This is a genomic window from Chryseobacterium mulctrae (assembly GCF_006175945.1).
GTDB lineage: Bacteria > Bacteroidota > Bacteroidia > Flavobacteriales > Weeksellaceae > Chryseobacterium > Chryseobacterium mulctrae.
On sequence record NZ_VAJL01000001.1, the window covers coordinates 3273705 to 3290713 of the forward strand.

Genomic DNA, 17009 nt, shown 5'->3' on the forward strand with positions numbered 1-17009 from the left:
TTTCATGGTTAAAGGTCATAGTTTGTTTGCATTAAAATTATTTTCTGTCATGTAAATTTGTTTGATAATTAAAAGAATAATGATTCAAATTGCGGTTTTTGGTGATGTGCATGGAAATCTTCCAGCTTTGGAGACGGTTTTAAATGATATTGAAGAAAGAGGAATTCGTCAAAAATTTTGTTTGGGAGACCTCGGAGATTTTGCTCCTTGGGGAAATGAAGTAATTGAAAAAATCAGGAGTTTGAATATCCCTTGTTTAATGGGAAATCATGATGAGAGAATTGCTTTTGATATCCCTGTAATTCCTTTAATCAAGCATTCTGAAGAAGAAACCGCTGCTAGATTTTTAGCTATTGATCACTCCAAAAAATACATTACAAAAGAAAACAAAACATTTTTATCAGAATTACCTTTTCATTTAAAACTAAATTATAAGATAGGCGAAAAACATTGGAATATTCAGTTGGTGCATTCCAGTTTAGAAAGTAATGATACCTATTTATATGAATCAGAAAATGATGAGATTTTTCAAAATATGCTCAGTAAATCTCAGTCTGATGTAATTATGATGGGGCACACTCATATGTCATTTAAAAAATATTTTAATGGAAAATGGGCAATTAACAGTGGTTCTGTTGGTCGCTCGAGAGAAGAAAACCGATTGGCTTCTTATGTAATCCTGACTTTGGATGAAGAAAAAATCACTCCTGAAATTATTCAATTAAATTATCCGCTCGAAAAAGTTGCTCAGGAAATCGAGAAAAGTGAGATTCCGAATTATTATGCTTCTTTCTTAAGAAATGAAAAGCTATCAGTATTCTGATTATTTCGTAATTTTGTATCATAATTAAAATAACTATTATGGTTAATTTAGAATGGTACCGCACTTTTAAAGCGATTTATAAAACCGGAACGTTAACCGGAGCGGCAGATTCTCTCTTTATTTCGCAACCCGGAGTAAGTTTGCATTTAGGTTCGCTTGAAGCTTATGTTGGATACAAATTATTTGACAGAACCGGAAGGAAAATGATTCCGACTGAGAGAGGAAAGGTCTTGTTTAATGCAATTTCAGAACCTTTGACAAAGCTCGAAGAAGTTGAAAAAAACTTTCAAAAGTCTACCGAAAAACATACACCAACCATCAGTGTCGGAATGTGTTTTGAGACTTTTCAAACCACTTTGGAACAGTATGTTTCAACGCTGGATTTTAATTTAATTATCAGTTTTGGTGAGTATCCTGAAATGTTGGACCAGCTGGATAAAGGGATTTTAGATTTAATTATCACTCCCAAAAAAGGAACTTCGCCCAATATTCTGCATGAAGCATTTTCTTCTGAACAAATTATTTTGGTAGGCGGAAAAGATATTGATACAGAAAGTTTTGGTGAGATTTTAAAAACCAAAGATCTTCAAAAAATTGAAAGCTGGCTGAAAAACGAAAAATGGTACGGTACAACCGGAGATATGGAGCATCTTTTTCAATTTTGGCTGATGAATTTCGGGCATAAACCTAATTTCAGACCCAATTATATTGTTCCAAACTTAAATTCGATTATCCGTTGTCTGAAAGGCGGAACCGGATTGGCCGTCGTTCCTGATTTTTTATGTAAAAATGAAATTGAAAGTGGTGAAATACAACTGATTTGGGAAGGCGATAAAAAACTGGAAAACACTCTTTACTTTGGCTGCCGAAAAAAGACGATGTATCAATCTGAAATCGACCACATCAAAGGACTTTTCAGACAAGTGATGAGTGGAGTTGAGGTTTGATTTTTAGTGAATTTTTTTGTTGTAAAAGAAATAAAAAATCAGTTTTTTGCACTAAAAAAGTTTGTTTGAGATTGCTTTACTTCGACAAGCTCTACACAGACTCTTTTCCTTTTTCGCAATGACGATATTAATTCCCCTCCTTTGGAGGGGTGGCGAAAATTTCAAAGAAATTTTTGACGGGGTGGTTCTTTAACTTCAAGATTTTTCACACTATAATTTTTATTCTGCAAGGATCTAAATTTTTATGATAAAGATTCGTATAGGGATTCCTACAGAATGACAAACTTTGTATTGATTACAGAATTAGAAAAGAAAGACCGAAAATCTAGCCCAGATTGCAGTGAAAATCCTTTTTTGAAAAAAAAAGATTGTAACGAAAAGCTGGAAAAAGCTCCTAAAAAAAGAGAAAAAGATGAGAGTTTGCAGAGTTGAAATACGAGATTCTTCCTTCGTCAGAATGACAAACTTTACGTTAAGAGATTTTGAAATGTTCCAAAATCACTATCTTTGCATCACACAAAACCCAAAACATCAGACATGTAGAATTTAATTTCTTTCAGATTTAATAAACAATAACCGAAAATGTTATTGCAGTTTAACCTTACTAAAAGAAAGAAATTATGCTTTTTCTACACAATATATCCTTTGGGTTTCCTGCGGGAAATCTACTTTTTAATTCTATCAATTTAACGATACCCACTCACTCAAAATCGGCTTTGGTCGGAAGTAATGGAACGGGGAAATCTACCCTGCTGAAAATTTTGGCGAACGAAATTGAACCTTTGGCAGGTAATGTCAATATTCAAGGTGACATTTTTTATGTTCCACAAATGTTTGGAAATTTTAATGACTTGACGGTTGCGGAATGTTTGAAAATCGATAAAAAACTCGACGCCCTTCAAAAAATAACGAATGGCGAAGTGGATGAAATTTATTTTGAAACTTTAAATGAAGATTGGAACATCGAAGAATGTTGTCAAAATGCCTTGCAATATTGGAAACTTGAAGATTTAGATTTAAACCAAACTTTGGAAAGTTTGAGTGGCGGACAAAAAACAAAGGTTTTTCTTGCAGGAATTCAAATCAATCAGCCTGAAATTATTTTACTCGATGAACCTACAAATCATCTCGATTTGGAAGGTCGAAATCTGTTGTATGATTTTATTGAAAAAACAAATTCAACGGTTGTGATTGTGAGTCATGACCGAACTTTGCTCAATTTAGTTGATACTATTTTTGAACTGAGCAATCAGGGGATTTCAACATACGGTGGAAATTATGATTTTTATGCCGAACAAAAAGAAATTGAAAATGAAGCTTTGCAAAATGACATTCATTCTAAAGAACGTGCTTTGAGAAAAGCTAAAGAAAAGGAACGGGAAACTTTGGAGCGAAAGCAAAAACTCGATGCGCGAGGAAAAGGAAAGCAGGAAAAATCGGGTGTTGCAAGGATTATGATGAATACACTTCGTAATAATGCGGAGAAAAATTCTTCAAAATTAAAGTCTGTTCATGCCGAGAAAATCAATGATATTTCTGGTGATTTGCGGGATTTGCGTTCGTCAGTGAGAAATGCTGACCAAATGAAAGTGAATTTTAATGATTCGAATCTGCATTCGGGAAAAATTTTGATTTCGGTGGAAGAAATTAATTTTAAATATCATGAAGAAAATCTTTGGAAAGAAAATCTTAATCTTGAAATCAGAAGTGGAGACCGAATTTCTATCAAAGGTTCGAATGGTTCCGGGAAAACGACTTTGATAAAACTGTTGTTGGAAGATTTAAAACCTTCTTTCGGAACTATTGTGAAGTCAGATTTTCAGACGATTTATATTGACCAAGAATATTCTTTGATAGATAGAAATGCAACGGTTTATGAATTTGCCGAACAGTTCAATGATAATGCAATGCCAGAATCTGAAGTGAAAACATTGTTGTCAAGATTTTTATTCGGAAAGGAAACTTGGGATAAAATAGGTGATGTTCTGAGTGGTGGAGAACGTCTGCGACTTTTGCTTTGCGGACTTTCCATCAGCAATAAAGCTCCCGATATGATTATTCTCGATGAACCGACGAATAATTTAGACCTTCAGAATGTAGAAATTCTGACGAATTCTATTAAAGATTATCATGGAACTTTGCTGGTGATTTCGCATGATGAAGTTTTTTTAGAACAAATTGGAGTTGATAAAGAGATTATTCTATAATAACCTGAATTAAGAAATTGAGCAAAATCTTTTACAACGCAAAGATTTTAAATTTTAAACTTATTATTTTAAGGAGCAAAGAATGGCGACAAAGTCGCTGATGAAGCTTGAATGAAACGAGTGTTTTAATTTTTTTTGTTCCTTAAAATAAAACTTGCTATGATTAAACATTGTGTTGAGCTTGTAATTTCAAATTTTTGAATAACTATAACCACAATAATATCTTTTGATTTTTTTGTGGTTAAAAAAATGTCATGTAATAAGTTATTTTATTTTAAAAGTTTTAAAATCCATTGATGGATATCATTCAACACGTTTTCTCTGATTTCTTCATTCAGTATTTCATGACGCATTTCAGGATATATTTTCATATCTACATTTTTAAATCCGTCGAGCTTTAAATTATCAACGGTCTTTGTGACACCTTTTCCAAAATCTCCGATGGGGTCATTTTGCCCGCTTACAAAAAGAAAAGGGAAGGACTTCGGAATAGTTTGTGCCCAATTTCTCGCCGTTGCTTTTTTGTAAATACTGAATAACGCATAAAACGCATTGTTGGTGAACGGAATTCCGCAAAGCTCATCCTTAGAAAATGCATTTCTATTGACGCGATTCAGACTGAGCCAACTTGTATTGCTAAAGTCTTTATCTTTTTTAAATTGTTTGTTGTTGACAATATTAAAAATGTTATTGAAAAAAGTTCGTTTTTGAGGAGCCAGTTTATTAGCTAAAGAAAAATAGGTTTTCACCAGATTAATTCCTGTTAAAGGTCCGCCCGTTCCTGTAATAATAGCACCTGAAAACTGACTGCTCATTTTTTGAAGAAGGCACCGCGTGATAAAAGAACCCATTGAATGTCCTAAAATGAAATGCGGAACATCAGAATATTGCTCCATCAGAAATTTGCTCATCTTTTCGGCATCTGTAATCAATCTTTCATCCGGATTATTACGTTGAAAAAATCCAATATCTTTCTTTTCTTTTACCGATTTTCCGTGTCCTAAATGGTCATAAGTCAACACCGCAAATCCTCGATCGGCAAAATATTCTGCAATTTCTGAATATCTTCCACTGTGTTCCTGCATCCCATGAACGATTTGTAAGGTTGCTTTTACAGGAATTTCTTCAGGATAAAACAAAGTGTAAAAGAGTTGGGTTTGATCGGTGATGTTTTCAGATAAGTATCCTGATTTTTGTAGTGATTTCATGGTGTGGATTATCTTTGGTGGATAATCAAAGATATGGTAATAATTATAATTATTTAACTTCTGATAATGTCCAATCAAGGTACATATCTTTGTTAATAAGATCAACAAGAAGATTTTCTAAGTTCTCACAAAAAGGTCTTTTTAATATTAATGGAGATTTTGTTAACGTTTCTTTTATTTCTTCTTCAGTATAATAATAGTCATTTGGATTATCACTATTGTATTGATTAGCCTTCCATATTTTATGTTTTAGTAAAACACTTACTAAATCTGCAATAATTAGTTCTTCAAAACCCATTTCATCTTCAACTTTATTAATTATTAAATCATATTTCCCATCCCAAATATTATAATCTTTATAGAAAATCCTTATTAGTCTTTCCTTATTCAATTGATTAATTATATGAATAAGACCAGATTTTTCTCCTGTTGCGCTTCCATAGGAAATTATTTTTTTACTTCTTTTTAGAATGAATAAAGGACCTTGTCCGACAAATTGGTGTTCAAATTTTAATGTTTCAAAAAACTTTTTAGATTGATAATGAAAGCAAAATGTGTCGTCAGTTTCACTTATGTCGTCTTCGAATATTTGAACAATATCTCCATATTCATTTAAAAGATATTCTTTGGCTATTTTTAAATATTCATCTTTTGAGTTTTCTTGCATTTTATTTTAAATATTTTTTGTGAAGATTGTTTAAGAAGTTTTCGCGATTAAAGTTTTTTATGAAACCTGAGTTTTCGCCTTTTCGCAATTCAGATTGTAATTTTGACTGATTTTTTATAAGGTGTTTTTCAAAGAATTTATTTCCAAATATAATCTAATTAAATGGTAGATTTCTAAATCCAATCACATGATTTCCACCCCACGAAAAAATAAAATCTATCACAAATTTGCCCACCCAATTTTTTAAAAGTAATTTTGCATGAATCTAAAATAAAAGTAAAATATGTCAACTTACGTAGTTGTAGGTCTTCAATATGGAGATGAAGGTAAAGGAAAAATAACGGATGTTTTATCGGCAAAATCAGACTATGTGGTGCGTTTCCAAGGGGGCGACAACGCTGGTCACACGGTTTATGTAGGCGATGAAAAGTTTGTTTTGCACCTTCTTCCATCGGGAGTTCTTCAGTGCAAAGGGAAGTGTATCATTGCCAATGGTGTAGTGGTAAATCCTAAATCTTTCATTAAGGAGGTGAATCAGATCGAAAGCAAAAACATGAGAACTGATCACATTTTCATCAGCAGAAGAGCGCATGTCATCATGCCTTACCACATTCTTTTGGATACTTACCGTGAGGAAGAGCACGGAGGAACGCAAATCGGGACTACTAAAAAAGGAATCGGACCATGTTATGAAGATAAGATTGCAAGAATCGGTATCAGAATGGTAGATCTTTTGAATCCTGAAATTTTAAGAGACAAAATTGAGAAAAACTTAAAAGTTAAAAACTCTCTTTTCGAAAAATATTACGGAAAGCCTACTTTGGATGTTGAAGAAATCTACAATGAATATTTAGAGATCGGAAAGCAGCTTCAAGACAGAATCGTAGATACTGAATTAGAATTAAATGAAGCCATCAGAGACGGTAAAAACGTATTGTTTGAAGGAGCACAAGCTTTGATGTTAGACATCGACTTCGGAACATATCCTTACGTTACTTCATCTTCTCCGTCAACAGGAGGAGTTTGTACAGGAGCGGGAGTTCCACCAACTTCACTTCAAAACTTAATCGGTGTTGCAAAAGCATACTGTACAAGAGTTGGAAACGGACCTTTCCCATCTGAATTAGATAACGAATTGGGTGAGAAAATCAGACAAATCGGAGGTGAATTCGGAGCGACTACAGGGAGACCAAGAAGAACAGGTTGGTTAGACCTTGTTTCTTTGAAGCACGCTTGTATGATCAACGGGATCAATAACTTGGTAATTACGAAATTAGACGTTCTTACAGGGATTGAAAACCTTAAGATCGTTACTCATTACAAAACTGAAGACGGAAAAATCATCGATTATTTTACTTCTTCAACAGAAAAATTATACAACTACGAACCAATCTACCAAGATTTACCGGGTTGGAACGAAGATTTAACGAAAGTAAGAAGCTACGACGAGCTTCCTGATACTGCGCAGAAATACATCGAATTTATCGAGAAGTATTTAGGAATCAACGTATATTTGGTTTCTGTAGGTCCTGAAAGAAGTCAGAACATCATCAGAAAAGAATTATTCTAACGAATATTTTCAAATAAATAAAAAGAGACTGTCAATCGATAGTCTCTTTTTTTTGCGTCATTGCGAGAAGTAATAGCAAGCCTGTGCTGAGCTTGTCGAAGCAAAGCAATCTCAAACATCCATAAATAAATCCTGTCATTCTGAACGAAGCGAAAGCGCAGTGAAGAATCTAAAAACTATCAACTAATAACCAAAAACTAATCTTTTAGAAGCTATTTCCCGCTGTCCACTATATCTTTTTTGTTTTTCCCGAACCTGATTTCCTTCACCAAAAACAAAAAAGGATGTCGTTCCCATCGGGGCTAGGAAAGTGGTTTTTTCTTTCAAATAAAGTTACGGCTAGTTTTTTTTCACATTCTTAAACCACCCCGTCAAAAATTCTTCCGAATTTTCGCCACCCCTCCAAAGGAGGGGAATTAAAAAAGCTGTTTCAATTATGATGTTTATTCTCAATCATGTAACTTCCATCAACTATCAACTATCAACTATCAACCAAACCTTATCCATAAAATAGTTAAATTTTAAACTTTAACACTGATTTTGATATAAAGTTAAGTTTTTGTTAAGTTTTTGGCAGAAATTTTGATGGTGCTTTAAAGATTATTTCAAATAGTATTGAAAACTGATAATCTATATATTAACAAATTTAATTTTATAGTGATGAAACACCTAGAACACAACCAGGAATTTCGGCTGAACGAAATCCTTTTCGAAAACCGTAACAAAGCCTATGGGGCGTATGTATTAAGAACAGAATCAGACAGGATTTTAACCAAAGCATTTTTTATAGGTGTCGGTTTATTGGCTGCGGTTTCTATTATTCCAACTGTAATTTCTGCTTTTAAAACTGCAGAAACACAGTCAACTGGAGACACTGAAAAACCATTCGTTTTGGTTATTCCAGATGAGCCTGCAGTAAAGCTCCCTGAAAAAGTGACTCCACCTGAAAAGGTAACACCACCGCCTCCGAGTGTAAAACAATATAATGCTACAATTGCTACTCCTACAAGAAATGCAGATGAGAGTAATATTGTAAAAGATATTCCGAAAGATGCAATTGCGGGAGTGAAAAATGATTTAGAAGCTCCAGTAGCTCCAACAATTAATGTACCAACACATGTTGTTTCTGGACCTGGAACGGTTGTTCCGCCAAAAATTGTTGTACCAACTGATTCGGGACCTGATAATTCGGTAAAAGGAACAGATGAATTAAGTGTAACCGCAAAATTCGAAGGAGGTATCGATGCTTTCAGAAATAAAGTGATGAATAAGTTTGATGTTTCTGCTTTTCAAGATGAAGGAACTGTAAATACAACAGTTACTTTTATTGTAGAAAGAGACGGAACCATTTCTGATATTAAAACCAACGGAAAAGATGCTTCTTTCAACGCAGAAGCAATCAGAACCATTAAAGCCGTAAAAGGAAAATGGGTTCCTGGTAAAAATAAAAAAGGGGAATCTGTAAGAAGTTATTTTAAGTTTCCAATTACCATGAAATTTGATAATTAATATCTTAAACACGAATCTCAATAGTTATCCACAAAGATTTATTTTTGTGGATAATTTTTTTTATGTCTAAAATGCTTGTTAACAATATTTTAACTCTATTTTAGTTTTAGTCGTTCCCCAAGAGCAGAGAAAAAAGTGTATTTTTGAAGCTTAAAGTTTGAGCAATGGCAAAAATTATAGGTATCGCTAATCAGAAAGGTGGAGTAGGAAAGACTACTACTGCCGTAAATTTAGCTGCAGCATTAGGAGTTTTAGAAAAGAAAATCTTAATCATTGATGCAGATCCACAGGCAAATGCAACATCAGGTCTTGGTGTGGAAGATGTGCCGTATTCTACCTATAATCTTTTGGAACACAGTGTTGAAACAAGAAACTGTATTCAGCGAACAACAACTCCGAATCTGGATATCGTACCTTCTCACATCGATTTGGTAGCTGCTGAAATTGAATTGGTAGACAAAGATAACCGTGAGTACATGCTGAAAAAAGCATTGGAAGAAGTAAGAAATGATTACGATTATATCATCATCGACTGTGCTCCGAGTTTAGGTTTAATTACAGTGAATGCTTTAACAGCTGCTGATTCTGTAATTATCCCAATTCAGTGTGAGTATTTTGCTTTGGAAGGTCTTGGAAAACTTTTGAACACGATTAAAAATGTTCAGAAAATCCATAATAAAGATTTAGATATCGAAGGATTATTGTTAACGATGTACGATAGCCGTTTAAGACTTTCAAATCAGGTGGTGGAAGAGGTAAATTCACACTTCCCGGAAATGGTTTTTGAAACAATTATCAGCAGAAATGTAAGATTAAGTGAAGCGCCAAGTTTTGGTGAAAGTATCTTGAACTATGATGCTGAAAGTAAAGGAGCAATCCAATACATTCAGCTTGCAGAAGAAGTGTTGTTGAGAAACGAAAAATTAGTAAAAAATTAAAAGCATTAGCCAATAGCTGTAATATAATATGAAGGACAAAAAAAGAGCGATGGGACGTGGTTTGGGAGCAATTTTAAGTGCAGAATCCAAGGCTACGGTCAATACAGCAACTGATGAAGGAGCAGATAAATTTGTAGGAAACATCATGGAAGTTTCCATCGAAGATATCTATCCGAACCCGACACAGCCAAGAACTTATTTTGACGAAAAAGCATTAAACGAACTTGCACAGTCGATTACAAACTTAGGCGTTATTCAGCCTATTACGTTAAGAAAAGACGGTGAAAAGTTTGAAATTATTTCTGGGGAAAGACGTTTCAGAGCGAGTAAAATTGCGGGATTAACGACGATTCCGGCATACATTCGTTTGGTGAATGATCAGGAGCTTCTTGAAATGGCTCTTGTGGAAAATATTCAGCGTGAAGATCTTGATGCTATCGAGATTGCACTTACTTATCACAGACTTTTGGAAGAAATTGGTCTTACTCAGGAAAATTTAAGCCAAAGAATAGGAAGAGACAGAAGTACGATTACCAATTCAATCAGATTGTTGAGGTTGAGTCCGGATATTCAGAACGCAATCCGTAGCGGAGAAATTTCTGCAGGTCACGGTAGAGCAATCATCAGTCTTGAAAATGAAGAGCATCAGCAAACTTTATTTGATTTAATTATCAAAGAAAAACTGAATGTACGTCAGTCTGAACAAGCAGCTGCTGCTTTGAAAAATCCAAAATCTCCGGCAGCTAAAAGAGCAAAAGCTGAGCTTTCTAATAATTATAAAAGAGCACAGAAAACGATTGCAGATATTCTTGATGTAAAAGTTGAGATAAAAACAACAGGAACCGGTAAAAAAGGCAAGATTGTTTTAGATTTTAAAAATGAAGATGAGCTGGAATATATTTTATCTCATATTAAATAAATGAAAAAAATAGTTTTCATCTTTTTACTTTTTTTATCAGGGCTGGCTTTATCGCAAACCAACCCAAGAGATACCATCAGATTAGAGCATTATGCGACTGATAGTATTCCTGCTGTAAAGCCCCAAGCTGAAGCTAAAGTTGTTGAAGATATCGAAAAAGCAAATGCACCTACATCTTTAAAAGTAAAAAAACTGAATCCTACAAAAGCAGGTCTGTATTCTGCGGTGTTACCGGGATTAGGGCAGGTTTACAATAAAAAATACTGGAAAGTTCCCATTGTTTTAGGAGCGGTAGGAACCGGAGTTGGTATTGCAGTCTGGAACCAAAATCAATATAAAAAGTATCGTGAATATTATGTTGCGAAACTTAATGGTGCTCAAAATGACTTCCTGGATAGAAACCCGACCCTTGATAAAGTAGCATTAGGAAATGCGCAAGACAGAGTAAAAAGACAAAGGGATTATGCAATTGCAATTACAGGTTTAATTTATATTTTGAATATTGTAGATGCTGTTGTAGATGCGCATTTGTATGAAGGTCGTAAAGATCCTGATTTAACATTAGTTCCAGCGGTAATCTATGATGATTTTAATACTAATCCTCCAAAAACGGGTTTAGCTTTAAGTTTCAGATTCTAGAAAAATAATAAATAGTAAGATAATAAGTTTTAAAATTTTATGAAAATAGCATTAGTTGGATACGGAAGAATGGGGAAGATTATCGATGAGATTGCCTTAAAAAGAGGGCATGAAGTTGTTGCCCGACTGAAAGAAACTCCGACCGCTGAAAACCTTAATAATCCGGATGTGGTGATTGAGTTTTCACTTCCTGAAGTGGCTTTTGATAATATTAAAGCTTGTCTTGAAAATAAAATTCCGGTAATCTGTGGAACAACAGGTTGGCTGGAAAGAAAATCTGAAGTTGAACAGTTAGCCGTTGAAAACGAAACTGCATTTTTATATGGCTCAAATTTCAGTTTAGGAGTGAATTTATTTTTTGCTTTAAACGAAAAATTGGCTGATTTAATGAAAAATGTGGATGAATATTCTTGCCAGTTGGAAGAGATTCATCACATTCATAAGCTTGATGCTCCGAGCGGAACTGCTATTTCTCTTGCAGAAGGGATCATTAAGAATAATAATAAATTTGATGCATGGAAATTGGAAGAAACTCAGGACAAAAACTTGGGTATTTTTGCCATCCGTGAAAATGAAGTTCCAGGAACTCACTCTGTTTATTACAGAAGTGAAGTAGACGAGATTGAAATAAAACATACCGCATACAACAGAAACGGCTTTGCTTTGGGAGCTGTAGTTGCTGCAGAATGGATTAAAGATAAAAAAGGAAACTTTACAATGAAAGATGTTTTAGGACTCTAGATTTGTAACAAAATCCCTACATTGCAAACTAATAATAGAGAATTTGTATAAGAATCTATTACTTATTACACATTGCTCATTAATCATAATTACAGATTAGGCACAAAAATTTATGAATTATTTTTTAACGTACACAGTTTATGTTCTCATTTTATCAGTATTGATGGGGATTTCCACTTGGAAGCTGTTTAAGAAATTAGGGTATAGTCCGTTATTCGCATTTATCCCTTTCTATAATTATTTCATTATTCTTAAAGAGACGAAACACCCGAAATGGTGGGCAATCTTATCATATTTACCGATTGTAGGTCCTATTATGATGAGTGTTTTTCATTTGTATTTAATGAAGAAATTCGGGAAAAATTTATTCAAAGATCAGTTACTGACCGTGATTTTGCCGTTTATCTATATGGCAACGGTAAACTACTCTAAAGATGCCGAGATTGAAGACGAAAATGATTTATATCTAACGGAAGAAGAGAAAAACGCAAAAAAGAAAGATACCTTTATGGGATCGATCACTTTTGCAGTTGTTTTTGCAACGATCATCCACGTTTTTGTAACACAACCTTTCGGAATTCCTACCGGTTCAATGGAAAGAACTTTATTGGTTGGAGATTTCCTTTTTGTAAATAAATGGAGCTATGGTTACAGATTGCCGATGCGTCCTGTCGCAATACCTTTCTTGCAGGGAACAATTATGGATACGGGTGAACCAGGAAATCCTAAAGATGATCCTAAATCATATGTTGAAGGAATAAAATTACCTTACGAAAGAGTTTTCCAATTCAGTAAGCCTCAGAGAAATGATATCGTCGTTTTCAACTATCCAAGAGATTCTGTGCATGTTTCACTAGACAGAGCAGATCCTTATGTAAAAAGATTGGTTGCTGTTGCAGGTGATACTTTTGAAATGAGAGATGGTAGACTTTTCGTTAACGGAAAACCGGAAACTGTTTTAGGAGATCAGGAAGTTCAGCACAGATATATTGTAAACACAGGAAGTCAGTTAGATATTCCAAGTTTATATAATACGTTTGGATTTCTACCCGTTCAGGAAGGGCAGAATGAAAAAGGCGGATTTGTATATTATTTTCAAGGCTTAACTGCAAAGACCGCTGCGGAAATTAAAAAACTTCCTCAGGTGATTGATATGCAGGAGCATATTCAGCCAAAAGGAGAATCAGCGATTGCATATCGTGATGAGACAAGAACTAAAATTGATACCACGAATTCTATTTTCCCGATTAACAGCGGATGGAATCAGGATCAATACGGTCCGCTAAAAATTCCTAAAAAAGGTGATGTAGTTACTGTTAATCAGCAAACATTACCAGAATATCAGTGGATTATTAAAAACTATGAACATAATTCATTAGAAAATAAAAACGGAAAAATTTTCATCAACGGAAAAGAAACCAATCAATACACTATTCAACAGGATTATTATATGATGGTGGGAGACAACAGAGATGCTTCTTTAGATGCGAGATTCTTTGGTTTTGTTCCTGAAGAAAATATTGTTGGAAGACCGATGTTTACCTGGATGAGTTTACAGGGTGCTTTTAAAGATTCAAGCTCATCTTATCAGGCTCCATTCAAAATCCGTTGGGACAGAATGTTTAAAGCAACCAATACAGGAGAAGCCAACAAAACTTCTTATTGGTGGATTGCAGCAATGATACTTGTTCTTTTCTTTGGCTGGGAATATTTTATGAAATTATTCGGAAAGAAGAAAAAAGAAGACGAGATATAATTAAAATTTTAAAAAAAATAAAATGAAGTGTTTGAAAAAATGCTTCATTTTTCTATATAATAGTTATGCAGAATATATTATTACCGGTATTTTATTTACCCCCAATTTCATGGTTTTCAGAATTTTTGAATGCTGAAAATGAAGTGGTGTTCGAACAGTTTGAAAGTTTCCCTAAACAGACTTTTAGAAACCGTACCAATATTTATGGAGCCAACGGCAGACTTTCATTAATTATTCCAATTGTTCATAATGGAAATCGTGAATTCAAAGATACCGAAATGTCGTACCGTGAAGATTGGCAAAAAATTCACTGGAAATCTATTAAAACAGTATATCAAGGTTCGCCATATTTTGAGTACTATGAAGATAAATTGGAGAAACTATTTGAAAAGAAAGAAAAATTTCTGTTAGATTTCAATTTAAAAAGTATAGAAATCGTTCAAAATCTTCTCAAGACAGAAAAGGCATACTCTTTGAATGAAGAATATATCAAAAATCCTGAAGAGGTTAATTTCAGAGAAAAGTTTTCTGCAAAAAAGACTTCAGAATACGAAATGGCTGAATATTTTCAGACATTTTCAGATAAACTAGGATTTTTGCATGATTTATCGATTGTGGATCTTATTTGTAACAAAGGCCCGGAATCGATGACTTATATTAAAAATATTAAAAAAATATAATCAAACAAAGCTGTAGAATTGGTAAAATGCCTATGAATATTGCTTTTACAGATGATTATTAAATTAATAAATAAATTCTACATATGAAAAAGGTAATATTAGCCGCAGTTTTTTTAGCAGGCTTTACTTATTCATCAGCTCAGCAGACTCCTGCAGTTGATCCAAAAGAAAATAAAGACTTAATGACTTGGTATCATAAAGATTTTGCGACGACAAAAGTTTATGGTGTTAATACTGAAAATGCATACAAATTTTTAGAATCGAAAGGTTTAAAACCTAAGACGGTAGTTGTTGGTGTTTTGGATAGCGGAGTTCAGGTAGATCACCCTGGATTGGTGAAAAATATGTGGACAAACCCTAATGAAGTTCCAAACAACGGTAAAGATGATGACGGAAACGGATACATCGATGATATTCACGGATGGAATTTTATTGGCGGAAAAAATGGTGATATCGGTATAGATAATATGGAAGTTACCAGAGTTGTAGCAAAATACAAACCTGTTTTTGAAGGCGACAATTCTACTCAAAACAAAGCAAACCAGGCAAAAATGCCGGAAGAATTTGCATTGTATATGAAATCGAAAGAGCTTTTCACTAAAAAAAGTATTGATGCAAGACAGAGCTTTCAACGTTATACGATGATTAACGAATCTATTCCATCTATGGCTACGATTTTAGGAGGACAACCATTAACTGCTGAAACTCTTAAAAATAAAAAACCTTCTACTCAGTTGGAAGCTGTAGCATTAGAAATTCTTAGTAATATTGCTAAAAGTCCTGAATTTGCAGGGAAATCAGCAGCAGAAATAGAACCTAAGCTTAAAGAAGAGGTTAAAGGAGCTTTAGATCACTTTGGTCCGATGGCGAAACAATATGATCTTAATTATGATCCTAGAGCAGAAATTGTAGGTGATAATTATGATGATTATTCTGAAAAAAATTATGGAAATAATCATTACCAAGGTCCGGATGCAGAACATGGAACGCATGTTTCAGGAATTATTGCAGGTTTACCACAAGGAAAAGAAGTTCAGTATGGAGTTGCATCAAGAGTTGCAAAAATTATGTCTGTAAGAACTGTTCCTAATGGAGATGAGAGAGATAAAGATGTTGCAAACGCAATAAGATATGCGGTAGATAACGGAGCGAAAATTTTGAATATGAGTTTCGGAAAGCCTGTTTCGCCGGGTAAAAACGTAGTTTGGGATGCATTTCAATATGCTCAGGATAAAGGCGTTCTTCTAGTAAAAGCTGCCGGAAACGAAAATGAAGACGTTGCAGAACACTTGGCTTATCCTACCAATTTTAAAAATATTACAGATGAAGCTCCTTTCGTAAATAATGTAATGGTTGTGGGAGCAAGTACCAACAGAAATAATGAATTAAGAGCTGATTTCTCAAATTACAATAAAAAAATGGTGAATGTATTTGCACCGGGAGAAGAGATTTATTCTACGGTTCCTACAAATGAATACAGTTATCAGCAAGGAACTTCTATGGCTTCACCTGTAGCAGCAGGAGCAGCAGCGGTATTATTGGCTTATATGCCCAACCTTAAACCTGCACAGATTATTGAAGCTTTGGTAAAAACAAGCAATGCAAGTACTGAAAATGAATTCGGAGAAAAATCTCAAGCAGGTGGAGTAATCGACGTGAAAAAAGCTGCAGAGTATGCATATAATAATTTCTACGATGGAAAATCGAATACTGTAAAAACAAAAACGGTAAAAAAAGCAAGACCTGCTAAGAAGTCTGTAAAGAGATGACAATCAGACAGATTGAATATAGTTTAAATAGAGCCTGAGTTTTTTCAGGCTTTATTTTTTTGAATAAATAAAATTTGGCACGGTTTTTTGTATTATCTTAAATGTTAAAATAATAAAACTACAATATGAAAAAGTTACTACTTGCAGGTATAGTGGGGACCTCACTTTTTGCAGTGTCTTGTTCCACAGTAAACAAAGCTAAAGATGCACAAAATGTAAGATCAGAATTTCTTAAAATGAAAGGCGATTGGCAGATTGTAAGCATCAATTACGATAAGCAGTACAAAATCAAGCCTTTTGATGAAGGTGCAGATGCACAATGTTTTGTAGGAAGTCACTGGAGATTTATTCCCAATAACTATTCTGGCTCTTATACATTAAACGGGGGTGGTTCTTGCCCAAGTGTAATTCAGGCAATTAAAGTTGATATTAAAGGAGATACTTTTACCTTTAAAAAAATTGCAGACGGTACAAAAGCTAAACAAAATACGGCAGGATATACTTTAACTGTAATTAATAATTCAACAGACCAGTTTTCTTTAGAACAGAATGTGCCATTCGACGGAAATACAATCAGAGTTGTTTACAACTTCGAAAGAACAGGAATGGACTACACTAAATAATTAATAAAAATAT

At 34.0% G+C, this 17009-nt stretch carries 16 protein-coding genes; 14 read left to right on the forward strand and 2 right to left on the reverse strand.

Annotated features, from left to right (window positions below; genetic code table 11):
• The first annotated feature begins 79 nt into the window (after window positions 1-79).
• The 4 genes from FDY99_RS15095 to FDY99_RS15105 all read left to right on the forward strand — a co-directional run bounded on the left by FDY99_RS15095 (window position 80) and on the right by FDY99_RS15105 (window position 3977).
• Complete coding sequence (locus FDY99_RS15095; RefSeq protein WP_139422630.1) at window positions 80-823, forward strand: metallophosphoesterase family protein; 744 nt, start codon at window positions 80-82, stop codon at window positions 821-823.
• 38 nt (window positions 824-861) lie between these two features.
• Window positions 862-1770 carry a LysR family transcriptional regulator gene (locus tag FDY99_RS15100; RefSeq protein ID WP_139422632.1) on the forward strand — a complete coding sequence of 303 codons (909 nt, stop codon included), beginning with the start codon at window positions 862-864 and terminating at the stop codon, window positions 1768-1770.
• A gap of 276 nt (window positions 1771-2046) precedes the next feature.
• Window positions 2047-2202 (forward strand): hypothetical protein, encoded by a 156-nt coding sequence (locus FDY99_RS23020; protein WP_162304176.1) that lies wholly within the window; start codon window positions 2047-2049, stop codon window positions 2200-2202.
• A 188-nt stretch (window positions 2203-2390) separates the two neighbouring features.
• Complete coding sequence (locus tag FDY99_RS15105; protein ID WP_139422634.1) at window positions 2391-3977, forward strand: ABC-F family ATP-binding cassette domain-containing protein; 1587 nt, start codon at window positions 2391-2393, stop codon at window positions 3975-3977.
• A 269-nt stretch (window positions 3978-4246) separates the two neighbouring features.
• Here the strand turns inward: FDY99_RS15105 and FDY99_RS15110 are convergent, their stop codons facing one another.
• Together FDY99_RS15110 and FDY99_RS15115 are read right to left on the reverse strand one after the other, a co-directional pair.
• Window positions 4247-5185, reverse strand: a complete 939-nt coding sequence (locus FDY99_RS15110; RefSeq protein WP_139422636.1) for an alpha/beta fold hydrolase — start codon at window positions 5183-5185, stop codon at window positions 4247-4249.
• 49 nt (window positions 5186-5234) lie between these two features.
• Window positions 5235-5852, reverse strand: a complete 618-nt coding sequence (locus tag FDY99_RS15115; protein WP_139422638.1) for a hypothetical protein — start codon at window positions 5850-5852, stop codon at window positions 5235-5237.
• A gap of 283 nt (window positions 5853-6135) precedes the next feature.
• Between FDY99_RS15115 and FDY99_RS15120 the strand changes: the two genes are divergently transcribed.
• The 10 genes from FDY99_RS15120 to FDY99_RS15165 all read left to right on the forward strand — a co-directional run bounded on the left by FDY99_RS15120 (window position 6136) and on the right by FDY99_RS15165 (window position 16996).
• Window positions 6136-7422, forward strand: coding sequence for an adenylosuccinate synthase (locus FDY99_RS15120; RefSeq protein WP_074231861.1), 1287 nt, complete (start codon window positions 6136-6138; stop codon window positions 7420-7422).
• A 660-nt stretch (window positions 7423-8082) separates the two neighbouring features.
• Entirely contained in the window at window positions 8083-8931 is an 849-nt protein-coding gene (locus FDY99_RS15125) for an energy transducer TonB (RefSeq protein ID WP_139422640.1), read from the forward strand.
• Window positions 8932-9095: 164 nt separating this feature from the next.
• Window positions 9096-9869: a ParA family protein gene (locus FDY99_RS15130; protein WP_139422642.1), complete on the forward strand. Its 774-nt coding sequence runs from the start codon at window positions 9096-9098 to the stop codon at window positions 9867-9869.
• Window positions 9870-9897: 28 nt separating this feature from the next.
• A complete protein-coding gene (locus FDY99_RS15135; protein WP_074231864.1) occupies window positions 9898-10788 on the forward strand; it encodes a ParB/RepB/Spo0J family partition protein in 891 nt (296 codons plus the stop codon).
• Window positions 10789-11427 (forward strand): DUF5683 domain-containing protein, encoded by a 639-nt coding sequence (locus tag FDY99_RS15140; RefSeq protein ID WP_139422644.1) that lies wholly within the window; start codon window positions 10789-10791, stop codon window positions 11425-11427. It abuts the gene before it with no gap.
• Between the two features lie 39 nt (window positions 11428-11466).
• Window positions 11467-12168, forward strand: coding sequence for a 4-hydroxy-tetrahydrodipicolinate reductase (gene dapB / locus FDY99_RS15145; protein WP_074231866.1), 702 nt, complete (start codon window positions 11467-11469; stop codon window positions 12166-12168).
• Between the two features lie 112 nt (window positions 12169-12280).
• Window positions 12281-13924: a signal peptidase I gene (lepB, locus tag FDY99_RS15150; protein WP_139422646.1), complete on the forward strand. Its 1644-nt coding sequence runs from the start codon at window positions 12281-12283 to the stop codon at window positions 13922-13924.
• A 65-nt stretch (window positions 13925-13989) separates the two neighbouring features.
• Window positions 13990-14604, forward strand: a complete 615-nt coding sequence (locus FDY99_RS15155) for a WbqC family protein (RefSeq protein ID WP_139422648.1) — start codon at window positions 13990-13992, stop codon at window positions 14602-14604.
• Window positions 14605-14687: 83 nt separating this feature from the next.
• Window positions 14688-16373, forward strand: a complete 1686-nt coding sequence (locus tag FDY99_RS15160) for a S8 family serine peptidase (protein WP_139422651.1) — start codon at window positions 14688-14690, stop codon at window positions 16371-16373.
• A gap of 125 nt (window positions 16374-16498) precedes the next feature.
• The gene (locus tag FDY99_RS15165) at window positions 16499-16996 is read left to right on the forward strand and encodes a lipocalin family protein (RefSeq protein ID WP_139422653.1); all 498 of its coding nucleotides are present in this window, start codon (window positions 16499-16501) and stop codon (window positions 16994-16996) included.
• Window positions 16997-17009: the final 13 nt, after the last annotated feature.